The following is a 14,179-nucleotide window of genomic DNA, read 5'->3' as shown; positions in this document are numbered from 1 at the left end:
CCCTTCCCGGTCAATCAGTTGTGTGAATTCCCGGTAGGTATCCCTCATGCCGTCCGCACTTCCGTAGATATCCAGGTGATCGGCGTCCATACTCGTTACCGTGGCAATCCGTGGTTTAAGCCTGAGGAAGGAACGGTCATATTCATCTGCTTCCACGATCATCCACTTTTGTTCCTCGCTGAGGAGCACGTTGCTTTGGTAATTTTTCATGATCCCTCCGATAAAGGCGGTGGTGGGCATTCCGGCATGGTGCATCAGATGAGCGAGAATCGAAGATGTGGTGGTCTTGCCATGTGTTCCGGCAACGGCCAGTGTGCTATAATCGGTGGTGATCAATCCGAGTACTTCAGATCTTTTATGAAGTGTTGTGCCCCGGGAGATAAAGTATTTCAGTTGTTCATTGGCCTGTGGAATGGCGGGTGTGATAATGACAAGCACCTCATCGGCATTTGAGCTGGTGATCTCGGCAGGGATGCCCTGTACATCATCTAGATAATTTACAATGATGCCTTCGCTGTTTAATAAATGTGTAAGCGGCGTTTCCGTCTTATCGTATCCTGCAACCGTCTTCCCGTGATGCTTGAAGTAACGCGCCAGGCCGCTCATACCAATACCCCCGATTCCGATCAGGTACACATACCGTATGTGGTCAAAGCGTGTCATGAAGCCTTCTTCAGATTATTTTCGTAAAGTTTGATCACTTCTTTGGCGATGCGGTCGGCCGCATCCTTTTGTGCCAGCGTGAGAATCGTTGTCTCCAGTTTTTTCCTTTCATCATCATCGGCCATCAGGTGAACCACGGTCGCTCCCAGTTTCTCACGGGCATCAGCATCCGCTATTCTTACCGCCGCTTGTTTATCTACCAGACTTTTAGCGTTCTTGTTTTGATGATCTTCTGCAACGTTCGGAGATGGAACCAGTATGGCTGCCTTTCCTGCCAGGCACAATTCTGAGATCGAGCTGGCACCGGCCCGGGATACCACCAGGTCGGCCACGGCATACGCGAGGTCCATTTCCTGGATGAACTTCAGGACATGCACCCCTTTGGCGGCATAAACCGAACCCTGTTCATTCATCTCTTCGAATTGTCGTGCCCCGGTTTGCCATAGCACCTGGATGTCATTGGCAACGAGATCGGGAAGGGCCAGGAGCATAGAAGCATTGATGGTGGCTGCGCCCAGACTTCCACCGATGACCAGTAATGTTTTCTTGCCGGTTTGCAGTCCGAAATGTTCCAGGGCTTTTTCTTTCTTCCCGTCCAGATTTGTGATATCCTGCCGAACCGGATTTCCCGTAAGGAGAATCTTAGCAGCGGGAAAATATTTTTCCATACCGTCATAGGCAACACAGATGCGATCCACCCTTTTGCCCAGAAGTTTATTGGTGATGCCTGCATAGGAGTTCTGTTCCTGGATCAGGCTTGGGATTCCCTTACGTGTGGCCATGTAGAGAAGCGGGCCGCTGGCATATCCACCTACTCCTACAACAGCATCGGGTTTGAAGGCAGATAAAAGTCTTCCTGCCTTCAACAGACTCGCCAGTACTTTTACAGGAAAGAGCAAATTCCTGAATGTGAGTTTGCGTTGCAGTCCGCTGATCCAGAGTGCCTCAATGGGAAAGCCTGCGGCCGGTACCTTTTCCATTTCCATCCGGCCTTTTGCACCTACGAAAAGGATTTCTGCATTGCCTGTCAGCCGTTGCAACGCATGTGCAATGGCGATGGCGGGATAGATATGTCCGCCTGTTCCTCCTCCGCTGATCATCACTTTAGGCATTGACAGTCACTTTTTCGGTTCCACGTTCACGGCTTACACTGAGGATAATGCCCAGTGCTGCCGATGTAAATATGATCGATGTTCCACCCATGCTCACGAGTGGAAGCGTTTGTCCGGTTACAGGCACGATGCCTACGGCTACAGCCATATTGATCATGGCCTGAAGGATCAGCAGCAGTCCGCAACCCATGGCCAGCATGGCGCCGAATGATCCCGGGTTGCGAATAGAAATTCTGGTGATCCGATAAAGCAGGATCATATACAAAAGCAGTATGGTGGTGCCTCCCAGGATGGACCCGTATTCTTCAATGATGATCGCGTAGATAAAGTCGGAGTAAGGGTGAGGTAGAAAATTCCGTTGACGGCTTTTTCCCGGACCTTTGGGCACAAAGCCACCGGATGCGATCGCTATTTTGGATTGTTCTACCTGATAGTTTTTATCGTGGCTATCGGCGCTTTCTTCACCGGATGCATTGAAAAATTCCTGGAGCCGGCTTTTCCAGGTGGACATACGTCCGAGCAGCATATCATCCGGCAGTGTAAACAACAGGAGCGACAGGAGACCTGCGGTCAGGAGACTCACCCCACCCAATCCCAGCAGGTATCGAATGCGCATTCCTCCAAGGAACATCAGGATTGTACACGTTGCGAACAGGATCACGGCGGTAGAAAAGTCAGCCGGAAGGATCAGGGCGCATACGATGGCGATGGGAAGAATAATAGGCACAAAAGCTTCCTTGAAATTATTCATCAGGTGTTGCTTTTTGGAAAGCAGGCGGGCCACATAAACGATCAATGCCAACTTAGCGAGATCTGATGTTTGGAAAGTAAGGTTGATCACCGGCAACGTCAGCCACCGGTTGGCGGCGTTCAGATTGGTACCCATGACCAATGTCAGAAGCAGGAGGGGAATGGACAAATACACGGCCACCTGTGACATTCGTGAATAGTAAGTGTATTTAATGGTATGAAACAGATAGATAATAGCGAAACCGGCCAGTAGCAGAGCCAGATGTTTGATCAGGTAATACTCTGTATTTCCTTCCTGATAACGGTATGCCAATGTTCCGGTTGAACTGTAAACAGCCAGAAGTGAAAACAGCGACAGCAGAAACACCACCGCCCAAATGACGCGGTCGCCTTTCATATATCGTGTCAGTGCAATCTTCATTATCCTCTTAATAATCCTTTATAAATATCAATGACCCTGGTCTTGAAGTCACGGCCTCTTTCTTTAAAACTCTCATATTCTCCGTATGATCCGCAACCGGGTGAAAAGAGGATCTTATAGCCCGGTTCTGCAATGGAGCATGCGTACATGACGGCTTCATCCATGTTGGTGGCATCCACCATGGTTTTTACATATTTTGAAAAGGCTTGCATCAGCCTGAAATTCTTATGCGGTCCCATGGCAACGATGGCCTTTACATGATCGGATATCACTTCGTTGAGCATGTTGTAATCGGCCTGATGATCGATATTTCCTGCAATCCAGACGACAGGCTTGTCGGATTTTGCCAATGAGTCCCACACGCCTTCCAGGTTGGTGGCGATGGAGTGATTGATGTAGTCGACGCCCCGAATGCGTGCTACGAATTCCATCCTATGTTCAACATATTTGTGTTGATAGGAAGACTGAACCTGGGCCCGTGTTCCTCCAGGTGTCTGGTTCACCTGTGAATCGTTATTCTCATATCGATCAAAGAATGTGCTCATGCATCAGAGGGATTTTACAGCTTGTTTGAATTTTCTACCCCGATCTTCGTAATTCTCAAAAAGGTCAAAACTGGCGCAGGCCGGTGAAAGCAATACGGTATCTCCTTTCTTCCCGGCGCGGTATGCCTGAATAACAGCATCCTCTGCTGAACCGGCTTCCAGTATGGTTTGTACTTTTCCGTCAAAAGCGTGCATCAGTTTTTTGTTATCCTTTCCCAGACAGATCAGCACTTTGACTTTTTGTTTGACCAGTTCATCCAGCATGCTGTAATCATTACCTTTGTCTACCCCACCTGCAATCCATATCACCGGAGCTTCCACGCTTTCCAGCGCGTACCATACCGAGTTGACATTGGTGGCCTTGGAGTCGTTGATGAAGTGAATCCCATGCACGCTACCAACCCTTTCGAGCCGATGTTCGATGTTTTGAAAATCGGTCAGGCTATCACGGATCACATCATTCCTGATGTCGAGCAGCTTGGCGGCGATGGCTGCGGCCATGGAATTGTACAGGTTGTGTTTTCCCTGAAGCGCTAATTGGTGGATCGTCATGTTTAATTCTTTATGTTGGGTTTTAATCTCAATGCTGTTTTCATTGACAAAGGCTCCTCGTGTGAAGGTTTTCTGAAGACTGAAAGGCATCCGCGCCGCGCCGGACGGATGTTGCTTCATATAGTTTTCGATCTCCGGGTCATCTGCGCAATACACCAGAAAATCCGATGCTTGCTGGTTCATGGTGATCCGAAACTTCGACGCCACATAATTCTCCATTTTGTTGTCATACCGGTCCAGGTGATCAGGCGTGATGTTCAGCAGCACAGCAATGTCGGGTCGGAAGTCCTTGATGCTGTCCAATTGAAAGCTGCTCATCTCGATCACGTAATAGTCGTGTGGATCGTCCAGCACCAATGCGGCAAAACTTTTACCGATGTTTCCTCCGAGACCAACACTCAATCCGGCTTTTGACAGGATATGGTAGATCAAGGAAGTGGTGGTCGTCTTGCCGTTGCTTCCGGTGATGGCGATCACCTTCCCTTCACAATACCGCCATGCAAACTCGATCTCCGATATGACCGGGATTCCTTTTTGTTTGGCAGCTACAATGAGTGCTGCATTTAGCGGAATACCCGGACTGATGATGATCTCATCACACGCGAGAATCTTCTCTGTGGAGTGTGTCCCTTCTTCGAAGCCAATGTCATGATGACAAAGAACGTCCTTGTACTTATCCGCGATTTGTCCAATATCCGAAACCCATACCCCCATGCCTTTCGCCTGTGCCAGTCTTGCTGCCCCCGTTCCACTCTCTCCGGCTCCTATGATCGCTATGTTTTTCAATTTTCAATGTTGCTTATTCATCAAATGTTTTCCCTATCTGAGCTTCAGCGTTACAATGCTCATGACCGCCAGCATGATGCCTATGATCCAGAATCGGGTTGCGATCTTGGATTCGTGATAGCCCAGTTTCTGATAATGATGGTGGAGGGGGGACATCCGGAAGATGCGCCGCCCCTCTCCGTATTTCTTTCGGGTGTATTTGAAGTATGAGACCTGCATAACCACAGATAGATTCTCAATCAAGAACACACCGCATAGGATGGGAATGAGTAATTCTTTGCGTATGGCAATGGCGAATACGGCAATGATTCCTCCGATGGCCAGGCTTCCTGTATCTCCCATAAAAACCTGGGCAGGGAAGGAGTTATACCAGAGAAAGCCAATGCATGCGCCGACAAATGCGCTGATAAAGATTACCAGTTCGCCGGTATTTGGGATGTACATGATGTTCAGGTAATCTGCGAAGATGGTGTTGCCTGAAACGTATGCAAACACGGCCAGCGTTGCTCCGATGATCGCCGCGGTTCCTGTGGCAAGTCCGTCCAGACCATCGGTGATATTGGCACCGTTGGATACCGCGGTGACAATGAGGATCACCACCGGAATGAAAATTACCCAGGACCATTTCTCATACCCTTCTCCCAGAAAGGATAGAAGATCTGCGTAATCCAGTTCGTTGTTCTTAAGGAAGGGGATGGTGGTTTTTGTGGATTGTCCGTCGTGGCTGATGATATACTGCTCGCCATTGCTTACCACCAGGGAGTCCATGGACGTTCTCAGCACGCGACCGGCGGTTTGTTGTTTGTATGCAAGCTCATGTTCGCCTCCGGCTTCGTAGTAATAGAGAGACTGGTCGTCGCGAATCTTTACATCTCCATGAAAATACAGCACGGCGCCAATGATGAGACCCAGTCCCACCTGGCCCATGACTTTGAATTTTCCGGCGAGGCCTTTCTTGTCTCTCTTGAATACCTTGATGTAATCATCTATAAAACCAATGGCTCCCAGCCATACGGTTGTTGCGATCATCAGAATGATGTACACATTGGAAATATCCGCAACCAGCAGTGTAGGGATCAGGATGGCGGAAAGAATAATGAGTCCGCCCATAGTTGGTGTACCTTCTTTTTCAGCCTGTCCTTCCAGTCCGAGTTTGCGAATTGGTTCACCAACTTGTTTGCTTTGCAGTATCCGGATGATTCTCTTACCGAACAAAAGTGAAACGGTGAGGGAAATGATCACGGCGGCGGCGGCCCTGAACGAGATGAACTGAAACAGCCCGGCTCCAGGGAAGTTGAAATGTTCTTCGAGGTATGTGAATATACTGTATAACATTACGTTCTGTCGTGCATCAGGTCAAAATGGGTTTGCAGTACGGCCAGGTCGTCGAACGGATGTTTCACCCCCTGTATCTCCTGATATTTTTCATGCCCTTTTCCGGCAATAAGGATGATGTCCCCGCTATTCGCCAGGGCACATGCCGCTTTGATGGCTTCTCCTCTGTCTGGTATCGTCAGGCTTTTGCGTGCATATTCTCCTGGTATTCCTGCCTCCATATCTTTCAGGATTTCCGCTGGATTCTCACTTCTCGGGTTGTCGGAAGTGAGAATCACCTTGTCACTTTTCTCACAGGCGATAGCAGCCATCAGTGGACGTTTACCCTTGTCGCGGTCACCCCCGCAACCCACCACCGTGATCACGGATTCGTTGCCGGTTCGGATATCACTTATGGTTTCGAGAACATTCTTAAGGGCATCGGGTGTATGGGCATAGTCTACAATACCGGTGATATTTCCTGCGCGGATGTGCTGGAATCTACCATCCACTGGTCCGATGTTGCTTAGCTCAGTGAGAACCGTCATCTTCTCTTCATTCAATAGGATGGCCGTTCCGTATATCGCCAGCAGATTGTAGGCATTAAAACTGCCAATGAGGCGGCTCCAGCATTCGACATCATCCAGGGACAGATGCAGGCCGGTAAATTGATTGTCCAGCACGCGACAGCGGAAGTCGGCCATTTGATGCAGCGCATATGTCTTGCGAACCGCTTTGCAATTTTGCAGCATCACTTCTCCATTTGGATCATCCTTGTTGACCAGTGCAAAGGCGGTGGATGGCAGGCCGTCGAAGAATTTCTTTTTGGCTTTCAGGTAGGCATCAAAACTACCGTGGTAATCAAGATGGTCGTGTGTCAGGTTGGTGAAGATGCCACCGGTAAATGTGAGTCCGGCAATGCGACCTTGCTCAACCGCATGCGAACTAACCTCCATGAAGCAGTGCGTGCAACCTTCTTCCACCATTTGCTGTAGCATAATGTTGATGCGTAGTGCATCGGGTGTGGTGTGTGTGGCTGGAATCTCGTTGTTGCCGATGCGATAGCTGATGGTTGAAAGCAGTCCCGCCTTATGTCCGAGTTTATTGAACAGCTTGAAAAGCAATGAGGCTATGGTGGTCTTTCCGTTGGTGCCTGTTACACCTACGAGCTTCAATTTTGATGAGGGGTTGCCGTAGAAATTGGCGGCGATATATCCGAGTGCTGTATGGCTGTTGGTTACCAGGATATATGTGACCTCTTTTCTGGTATGTTCCGGAAATTGTTCACATACCACTGCAATGGCGCCATTCTCAATCGCCTGATCGATGTAGTGGTGTCCATCGGTTTGTTCACCGCGAAGGGCTACGAACAAGCCATAGGTCTCTGCCTTTCGTGAGTCGAAAGCAACGCCGGAGATCACCACATCTGTTGACCCCAGGACGTCCCTGATACCTGCTTTGTACAATATCTCCTTCAACATCATCATCAGGACAACTCTATATTTATCGTTTGGCCCCAGCGAAATGCCGTTCCCGGAGGAATGGATTGCCGGGTTACTTTACCACTGCCTGTGATTTCTACCACAAGGCCGTTTCTTTCAAGGATGTACAGGGCATCGCTCACACCCATCCCTGAGAGGTCCGGGATGTAGCCATTCCCCAATTCATCTGCGATACTTTTCTTCTTCAGGGTGAGTAAGGAATCCTGGTAGTTCGGAATGACCCAGGACGCATCTTTTTCAGATTTGTCCGGATTGATTTTGAGCGCAGACAGGACATGGTCGGTTGGTTCCTGCATACCCACCTTGATCTTTGGTAACGCTTTGGGTTTTTTAGCCTGGGCCAGGTTAACGGCATTGTGCATCTCCAGGCTACCTGCGTATACCTTATCAGCGATCTCCTTAAATATCGGGCCTGCTACAAGATTTCCGTAATAAACATTGTTTGAGGGGGCATTGACCACCACGATGCAAGAATAAGCCGGTTTATCCGCAGGGAAGTAGCCCACAAAAGAGGCCTGGTAACTGATGCCGGTCTCGTACCGGTAGCCGTATTTGGCATTGGCGATCTGGGCGGTGCCGGTTTTACCGGCAATTTTGTAAATGCTGTTCTTAAGGTTAGTTGCGGTGCCGTTTTCCACCACCCCTTCCATCATCCGGCGTGCTTCCTTGATGGTGGATTCGGAGCATATCTTTTCGTGAATAACCTCGGTTTCAAACCTGCGGATGATCTTTCCTCGTTGCCTGATTTCATCCACAAGACGAGGCCTAACCATTTTTCCATTATTGGCGACAGCGTTGTAGAATGTCAGAATCTGGAGAGGAGTCATGGTAGATTCATAACCGATGGACATCCACGGCAGGGTAATACCTGACCAGGATTTGTCGGTCGGATCTTTCAATACCGGCTTCCCTTCTCCGGGAATCTCAACACCCAGTGTGCGGCCCAGGCCCATGGCCCTCAGGCGTTCGATAAAGCGCGAGGGGTTCTTGGTATATGCTTCATTGATTACCAGGGATACACCAACGTTGGAAGAAACCTCAAAGGCACGGCGAACGGTCACCTTTCCGAATCCACCATGGTGAGCATCCGTCATAATGCGGTCATAATACCGTGTCTTTCCGCTTTTTGTATCTACACTGTCATCCGGACTGATCAGTTTATCTTCCATGGCAGCCATCAATGCCGGAAGTTTGAAGGTTGATCCCGGTTCGGTACTTTCTCCGATGGCGTAATTGTAGGTCTCACCATATTCGCCGTCTGTTTGATGCGTCAGGTTTGCAATGGCTTTGATCTTACCGGTTTGTACTTCCATCAGGACCACCGTGCCATGATCTGCGTTGTGTTTCCTCAACTGATAGAGTAGGGCGTGTTCTGCGACATCCTGGAGGTTTACATCAAGCGTGGTCAAAAGGTCGTATCCGTCCTTGGGTTCGATGAAGTTCTCATCATTTACGGGCATCATCACATTCCCGCTGATACGTTGCATGAGACGTTTGCCGCCCACACCTTCCAGGTATTCACTGTAGGCGCCTTCAAGGCCCACACCTTGTATGCCTTCCCGGTCATACCCTATGGTTCTCGCAGCAAGGACCTGAAAGGGTTTGACGCGTCTGTTTTTTTGAGTGAATATCAATCCTCCCTTGAATCTGCCCCGACGGTATATCGGGAAAGACTTCATTGCTTTCAGTTCGGTATATCGAACGTTGCGGTGGATAAGGTGGTAGCGGTTACCGGACCTACGTGCACGGGTGATCTCCTTCTTGTAGACTGAAGCGGGCTTATCATCAAATAACCTGGAGAGGTGCCAGGCGAGTGAATCAATCTTTTTGTTGAATACACTATCCGGGATCACATCGCGGTTGGGATCCATCCGAACTTCGTAGATAGGAATGGACGTGGCGAGCAGACTGCCGTCTCCGGCAAAGATATTTCCTCGCGCAGCATCGATATTTACAAACTTCATCGTCTGCTCCCTGGCCTGTTGCAACCAATCTTCCCGTTGTGTTGTTTGGATTCGGATCACTTGCGCAAGAATGACAAGGGCAAACAGACTGATCCCGAAATAGACCAGGTAGGTTCTCCAAAGCATATTTTTCTTTTGCGCGTCCACTTGTCGTTAGTTGTCTTTTTTAATTACAATCTTTTTTGGCGGCACTGTTGACTCCTTGATGCCCTGTGGGCTGAGCGCTACGGAAACGCGGGATTGTTTGCTGTTGTACATGATTTCGGAGCGGGTCGTGATGTATTCGGTTTGCAACTCCTTCAATTCCTGCTGTACATGATCCATTTCACGCACAGTGCGCTCTGCGAAGTGAATGTTTGCGATGTAAAGAATACCCAACAGTGCAAGGAACAGAATGTATGGTGCCATCTTTTCGCTGCCTCTTTCCGACAACATTCGACCGGTGAGGATGCTTTGAAATCCACGGATAACCTTCCTGAAAGGTCCTTTGGCTACCTTTTTCTCTTTAACCGGTTCTTTCTTCTTATTCATGGATAAGCGCTCCTTTCTGCGATCCTGAGCCTGGCACTTCGTGCTCTGGGGTTGCGGTTAATCTCGTCTTCTGAAGGTTGTATGGCCTTTCTTGGAGAGGGAATAAATGGAGAGAGAATATGACCTTTCAGGTCGGTATCGGCATGTCCAGTCCAGTTTCCACTGCGCATATAGTGTTTCACGAGGCGATCTTCGAGGGAGTGGTAAGAGATAATAGCCAGTCGGCCTCCTTCACGGATCACTTCCCGCGATTGTTCTATAAAATCTTTAAGTACCGATGTCTCGTCATTGACTTCCATTCTAAGAGCCTGGAATACCCTTGCAAGGATGCTGTGTTCTTTACCACGCGGGATGTGTTTGGATAAAACTTCTCTCAGTTCCACAGTGGTGGTAAGCGAGGCGATCTCGCGTTGCAAGACAATGGTTCGGGCAAACTTCCTTGCCTGTGGGAGTTCGCCGTATTGTTTGAATACTGATGTCAGTTGATCTTCGGAGTATTCTGCTATGATTTGCGCTGCGGTACGCGGGGATCGCTGATCCATGCGCATATCAAGGGGGCCGTCAAATCGAAGGGAGAAACCTCTTCCGGGGGTGTCAAATTGGTGGGAGGAGACACCCAGATCGGCCAGAATGCCGTCAACGGGAAGGGCTTTATGTAGCTTCAGGTACTTCGACAAATACCGAAAATTTTGTGGTACATATATCAGTCGTTCATCATTCAGTTTATTTCGGGCGGCATCATCATCCTGGTCAAAAGCGATAAGCCGTCCGCCTTTCAATTGCTGGAGTATGGCCTTGCTATGTCCTCCTCCACCGAAGGTTGCATCCACGTATGTGCCACCTTCCCGGATATTCAGGCCTGCTATGCTTTCATGCAGGAGTACAGGGTCATGATACATCACTGTCTCCGGATTGGAGCAGGGATCCCATCACCTCCTCTGCCAGGTCGGCAAAGTCGGATGTGTCTTTCATGAATTCCTGGTAAATATCCGTGGCCCAAATCTCGATCCGGTTGGCATATGCAAAGAGCGTGATGTCCTGTGCGATGCCTGCGTATCCCATCAGCGTTTTCGGAATCAACAGCCGGCCTGTTGTATCCAGGGGTAATACACTGGCTCCGTTGTGAAACTGCCTGTAAAACTTCCTGTTTTTCGCGACGAACAGATTCAACTGTTTGAGTTGGGCGGTTATCTTCTGCCACTCGTCCATGGGGTACAAAGTCAGATGCTGCTCGAAGCCCCGGTTTGCCACAAAACTGTCTCTGGCTTCCGGGGAGAGCTGCTTCCGAAGGCCAACCGGCAGCATAAATCTGCCTTTGGCGTCCAGCCTGCATCCGTACTCTCCTATGAACTCTGACATTCAAGTTGTTTTTGAGTGTAAATATAGGCAAAGAATTACCACAATTTACCACAATTTACCACTTTGTTGAAAACTTTTAACGTACTGAAATCATAAATGTTGCGATTTGGCGTCCAACCTCTTAGAATCCAATATTCTTCAATCTGGTGGTAAGAGGTGGGAGAAACGTTTCCAGGCAGTGATATCGTAACATGATTTGCATTATTCTCGACCGGCTGCACACGGTTCATTTGTTTATGTTATTTTTAGCGCATTCTTTTGCACTATGATGGAATACCAGATTCAGGAAGAAGGAGAGTTTAAATATGTAGAGGCAGGTGAGGGACACACCCTCATGCTTTTGCATGGATTGTTTGGTGCGCTAAGCAATTTCCATGACGTGATATCACACTTTTCCGACCGCTATCGGGTGGTTATCCCCCTGATGCCAATATATACCCTGCCGGTTCTTGAAACCAATGTGAAGAACCTGGCCAAATACATACACCGGTTCATTAAGTTCAAGAACTACGATAAGGTTACGTTGCTTGGGAATTCCCTCGGGGGGCACGTGGCGTTGATATACGCAGTGAGTTTCGGTGACCGCCTTCATTCAATGGTGTTGACAGGTAGTAGTGGTCTTTATGAGAAAGCCATGGGCGATACATTTCCCAGAAGGGAAGACTACGATTACATCAAGCAAAAAGTAGCCGTAACGTTTTACGACCCCAAGCATGCTACCAAGGAACTGGTGGATGAATGTTTCTCAATTGTCAATGATCGGGGGAAGCTGATTCGGATACTATCTCTTGCCAAATCAGCCATTCGCCACAATATGTCAAAGGAAGTTCATAAGATAGAAGTTCCTGTTTGCCTGATCTGGGGCAAAGACGACCACATCACTCCACCTGAGGTCGCTGAGGATTTTCATCGGTTGTTGCCGGATTCAGAACTTCATTGGATAGATGAATGCTGTCATGCGCCAATGATGGAGCAGCCGGAGAAGTTCAATGCAATATTGGATGGGTGGTTCCTTAGGCTTGCTGAGCAAAACAAGCTGTAGCATCAGAGGCCAATATCAAACCCAATTCTAAAGACGGGATTTTCTCTGGCGTATTGACCGTCCAGCATGTTATAAAGCGCCATCATGGTGAAGTAGCTATTGCCTCCTGTCGGCATTCTGAGTCCACCTCCCAGGTACATGCCCTCACTGGTAAACCGTTGCAGATCTCCCAGGTCATTCTTCACCTTACCGGATAACAACTCGTATTCTCCATGTGCAAAGATGGTTTCGGTAATAAGATATCTCGTGAACAACCTACCCCCGGTCATGTTAATGGATGTTTTGGCCGGATTGTTATGGTAGTATTGATAAATAAAGCCCGTTCCCACGGCCCATCGTTCCGTAAGGTAGTAACCAAGCAGTGGCGATATATCTATAGCGGTAACGGTGCCGAATTGCAACCCGAAGTTTCCACCAAGAAAAAAGCGGGAACTATTAGATCCACTGCCATTTTGTGACGAGGCATTCATGTTTTGTGCCACCGCCATAGTATGGATGGATGAAAAGAAGATAAGGAGTATGATGCTCCATTTGGCCATATGCAAATCTACAATACTCCTAAATAAATCTGCGGTTGGTTCATCTCTTTATATAACTTTGGTAGTAGAACAGCATTGGGCTCCGGCTTTCCGGTTTGCAGACAAAACATGCCACATACATGGATACTAAATACATTGCCGTTACAGGTGCCGGCAGAGGAATCGGAAAAGCAACGGTCTTGAGGTTGGCCGGGGATGGCCACACGGTATTTGCCTTGACACGAAATCCTGATGCCTGGAAAAGTGATACCATCGGCCGCATCATCCCGGTTTATCTTAATATGGAAGATGAATCCTCCTTTGATAAGGCCATATCTCTTATGGCCGCAGAAATAGACGGGGGACTGGACGTCCTGGTCAATAATGCTGGCTACCTTATACACAAGCCAGCTAACGAAATGAAGCTGATAGAAGTAGATAAAGTGTTCCGGGTGAATGTCGGCGGGATGCTGGTGTTCACCGGAAGGTGTCATCGGTTGTTAACACGTGCCGTGCAGGCACATATTGTTAACATAAGCAGCATGGGAGGCGTGCAGGGGAGCATGAAGTTTCCTGGTTTAAGTGCATACAGTGCATCTAAAGGCGCGGTGAGCATCCTAACGGAATGTTTGGCCGAAGAGTGGAAGACTGACGGTATTCGGGTGAACGGGTTGGCCCTTGGTTCTGTTCGCACGGAAATGCTTGAACAAGCATTTCCGGGAATAGAAGCTTCCTTTACAGTTGAGGAAATGGCTGAATATATAGCCGGATTTGCGCTGAATGGCGGAAAATATCATCATGGCAAGGTCCTGGAGGTATCAGTATCCACGCCATAAGAACCCGGTGTTAAATTTTTTTTACGAAAAAAGTGACCAAATATTTTTTTGTTTCAAATACATGATTACCTTTGCATCCCCTTTGGAGATAATCTGAAAGGAAAATGAGCAAGAAACAAGGTGACAAACCTTGGTGAGCCAGACAGAAAAGTTCTTTGAAGAATTGAAGTTTAAGGCTAGTAGAACAGGTATCCACGAGTATTGTTTTAAAACATACCTCGTAAAGTAAAGAAGCCAGGAAATCTTTCCACAATTGCGGTCATTCGTTGACTGCAATGGAAAAC

At 48.5% G+C, this 14,179-nt stretch carries 14 protein-coding genes; 2 read left to right on the top strand and 12 right to left on the bottom strand.

Features of this window, described 5'->3' with window-relative positions:
• The 11 genes from KDD36_12270 to mraZ all read right to left on the bottom strand — a co-directional run.
• On the bottom strand, positions 1–663 hold a 663-nt coding region (locus tag KDD36_12270; protein MCB0397428.1), incomplete at its 3' end, for a UDP-N-acetylmuramate--L-alanine ligase.
• Positions 660–1,775 carry an undecaprenyldiphospho-muramoylpentapeptide beta-N-acetylglucosaminyltransferase gene (murG, locus tag KDD36_12265; protein ID MCB0397427.1) on the bottom strand — a complete coding sequence of 372 codons (1,116 nt, stop codon included), beginning with the start codon at positions 1,773–1,775 and terminating at the stop codon, positions 660–662. The genes KDD36_12270 and murG, both read right to left, overlap by 4 nt.
• Positions 1,768–2,946: an FtsW/RodA/SpoVE family cell cycle protein gene (locus KDD36_12260; protein MCB0397426.1), complete on the bottom strand. Its 1,179-nt coding sequence runs from the start codon at positions 2,944–2,946 to the stop codon at positions 1,768–1,770. The genes murG and KDD36_12260 overlap by 8 nt, the downstream gene beginning before the upstream one ends.
• A complete protein-coding gene (locus KDD36_12255) occupies positions 2,946–3,491 on the bottom strand; it encodes a hypothetical protein (GenBank protein ID MCB0397425.1) in 546 nt (181 codons plus the stop codon). Before KDD36_12255 ends, KDD36_12260 begins: the two co-directional genes overlap by 1 nt.
• A 3-nt stretch (positions 3,492–3,494) precedes the next feature.
• The gene (murD, locus tag KDD36_12250; GenBank protein MCB0397424.1) at positions 3,495–4,829 is read right to left on the bottom strand and encodes a UDP-N-acetylmuramoyl-L-alanine--D-glutamate ligase; all 1,335 of its coding nucleotides are present in this window, start codon (positions 4,827–4,829) and stop codon (positions 3,495–3,497) included.
• A gap of 33 nt (positions 4,830–4,862) precedes the next feature.
• Complete coding sequence (locus tag KDD36_12245; GenBank protein MCB0397423.1) at positions 4,863–6,164, bottom strand: phospho-N-acetylmuramoyl-pentapeptide-transferase; 1,302 nt, start codon at positions 6,162–6,164, stop codon at positions 4,863–4,865.
• The gene (locus KDD36_12240; protein MCB0397422.1) at positions 6,164–7,630 is read right to left on the bottom strand and encodes a UDP-N-acetylmuramoyl-L-alanyl-D-glutamate--2,6-diaminopimelate ligase; all 1,467 of its coding nucleotides are present in this window, start codon (positions 7,628–7,630) and stop codon (positions 6,164–6,166) included. Before KDD36_12240 ends, KDD36_12245 begins: the two co-directional genes overlap by 1 nt.
• Positions 7,630–9,735, bottom strand: a complete 2,106-nt coding sequence (locus KDD36_12235) for a transpeptidase family protein (GenBank protein MCB0397421.1) — start codon at positions 9,733–9,735, stop codon at positions 7,630–7,632. Before KDD36_12235 ends, KDD36_12240 begins: the two co-directional genes overlap by 1 nt.
• 27 nt (positions 9,736–9,762) lie before the next feature.
• A complete protein-coding gene (locus KDD36_12230; protein MCB0397420.1) occupies positions 9,763–10,140 on the bottom strand; it encodes an S-adenosyl-methyltransferase in 378 nt (125 codons plus the stop codon).
• Positions 10,137–11,039: a 16S rRNA (cytosine(1402)-N(4))-methyltransferase RsmH gene (rsmH, locus tag KDD36_12225; protein MCB0397419.1), complete on the bottom strand. Its 903-nt coding sequence runs from the start codon at positions 11,037–11,039 to the stop codon at positions 10,137–10,139. The genes KDD36_12230 and rsmH overlap by 4 nt, the downstream gene beginning before the upstream one ends.
• Positions 11,029–11,499, bottom strand: coding sequence for a division/cell wall cluster transcriptional repressor MraZ (mraZ, locus tag KDD36_12220; GenBank protein MCB0397418.1), 471 nt, complete (start codon positions 11,497–11,499; stop codon positions 11,029–11,031). The genes rsmH and mraZ overlap by 11 nt, the downstream gene beginning before the upstream one ends.
• Positions 11,500–11,767: 268 nt before the next feature.
• Between mraZ and KDD36_12215 the strand changes: the two genes are divergently transcribed.
• On the top strand, positions 11,768–12,541 hold the full coding sequence (locus KDD36_12215; protein ID MCB0397417.1) for an alpha/beta hydrolase: 774 nt from the start codon (positions 11,768–11,770) through the stop codon (positions 12,539–12,541).
• 2 nt (positions 12,542–12,543) lie between these two features.
• Here KDD36_12215 and KDD36_12210 read toward each other — a convergent pair whose 3' ends face one another.
• Entirely contained in the window at positions 12,544–13,080 is a 537-nt protein-coding gene (locus tag KDD36_12210; GenBank protein ID MCB0397416.1) for a hypothetical protein, read from the bottom strand.
• 119 nt (positions 13,081–13,199) lie between these two features.
• Here KDD36_12210 and KDD36_12205 point away from each other — a divergent pair, with 119 nt between their 5' ends.
• A complete protein-coding gene (locus KDD36_12205; protein MCB0397415.1) occupies positions 13,200–13,895 on the top strand; it encodes an SDR family oxidoreductase in 696 nt (231 codons plus the stop codon).
• Positions 13,896–14,179 lie beyond the last annotated feature (284 nt).

The organism is Flavobacteriales bacterium, assembly GCA_020435415.1.
Classification (GTDB): domain Bacteria; phylum Bacteroidota; class Bacteroidia; order JACJYZ01; family JACJYZ01; genus JACJYZ01.
The sequence above is the reverse complement of the archived record's forward strand: the minus strand, read 5'-3'. Positions and strand labels throughout refer to the sequence as shown.

Coding starts and splice junctions, on each gene's coding strand:
- murG (MCB0397427.1), bottom strand. CDS start 1,775: ATGCCTAAAGTGATGATCAGCGGAGGAGGAACAGGCGGACATATCTAT.
- KDD36_12260 (MCB0397426.1), bottom strand. CDS start 2,946: ATGAAGATTGCACTGACACGATATATGAAAGGCGACCGCGTCATTTGG.
- KDD36_12255 (MCB0397425.1), bottom strand. CDS start 3,491: ATGAGCACATTCTTTGATCGATATGAGAATAACGATTCACAGGTGAAC.
- KDD36_12245 (MCB0397423.1), bottom strand. CDS start 6,164: ATGTTATACAGTATATTCACATACCTCGAAGAACATTTCAACTTCCCT.
- KDD36_12240 (MCB0397422.1), bottom strand. CDS start 7,630: ATGATGATGTTGAAGGAGATATTGTACAAAGCAGGTATCAGGGACGTC.
- KDD36_12235 (MCB0397421.1), bottom strand. CDS start 9,735: ATGCTTTGGAGAACCTACCTGGTCTATTTCGGGATCAGTCTGTTTGCC.
- KDD36_12230 (MCB0397420.1), bottom strand. CDS start 10,140: ATGAATAAGAAGAAAGAACCGGTTAAAGAGAAAAAGGTAGCCAAAGGA.
- rsmH (MCB0397419.1), bottom strand. CDS start 11,039: ATGTATCATGACCCTGTACTCCTGCATGAAAGCATAGCAGGCCTGAAT.
- mraZ (MCB0397418.1), bottom strand. CDS start 11,499: ATGTCAGAGTTCATAGGAGAGTACGGATGCAGGCTGGACGCCAAAGGC.
- KDD36_12215 (MCB0397417.1), top strand. CDS start 11,768: ATGGAATACCAGATTCAGGAAGAAGGAGAGTTTAAATATGTAGAGGCA.
- KDD36_12210 (MCB0397416.1), bottom strand. CDS start 13,080: ATGGCCAAATGGAGCATCATACTCCTTATCTTCTTTTCATCCATCCAT.
- KDD36_12205 (MCB0397415.1), top strand. CDS start 13,200: ATGGATACTAAATACATTGCCGTTACAGGTGCCGGCAGAGGAATCGGA.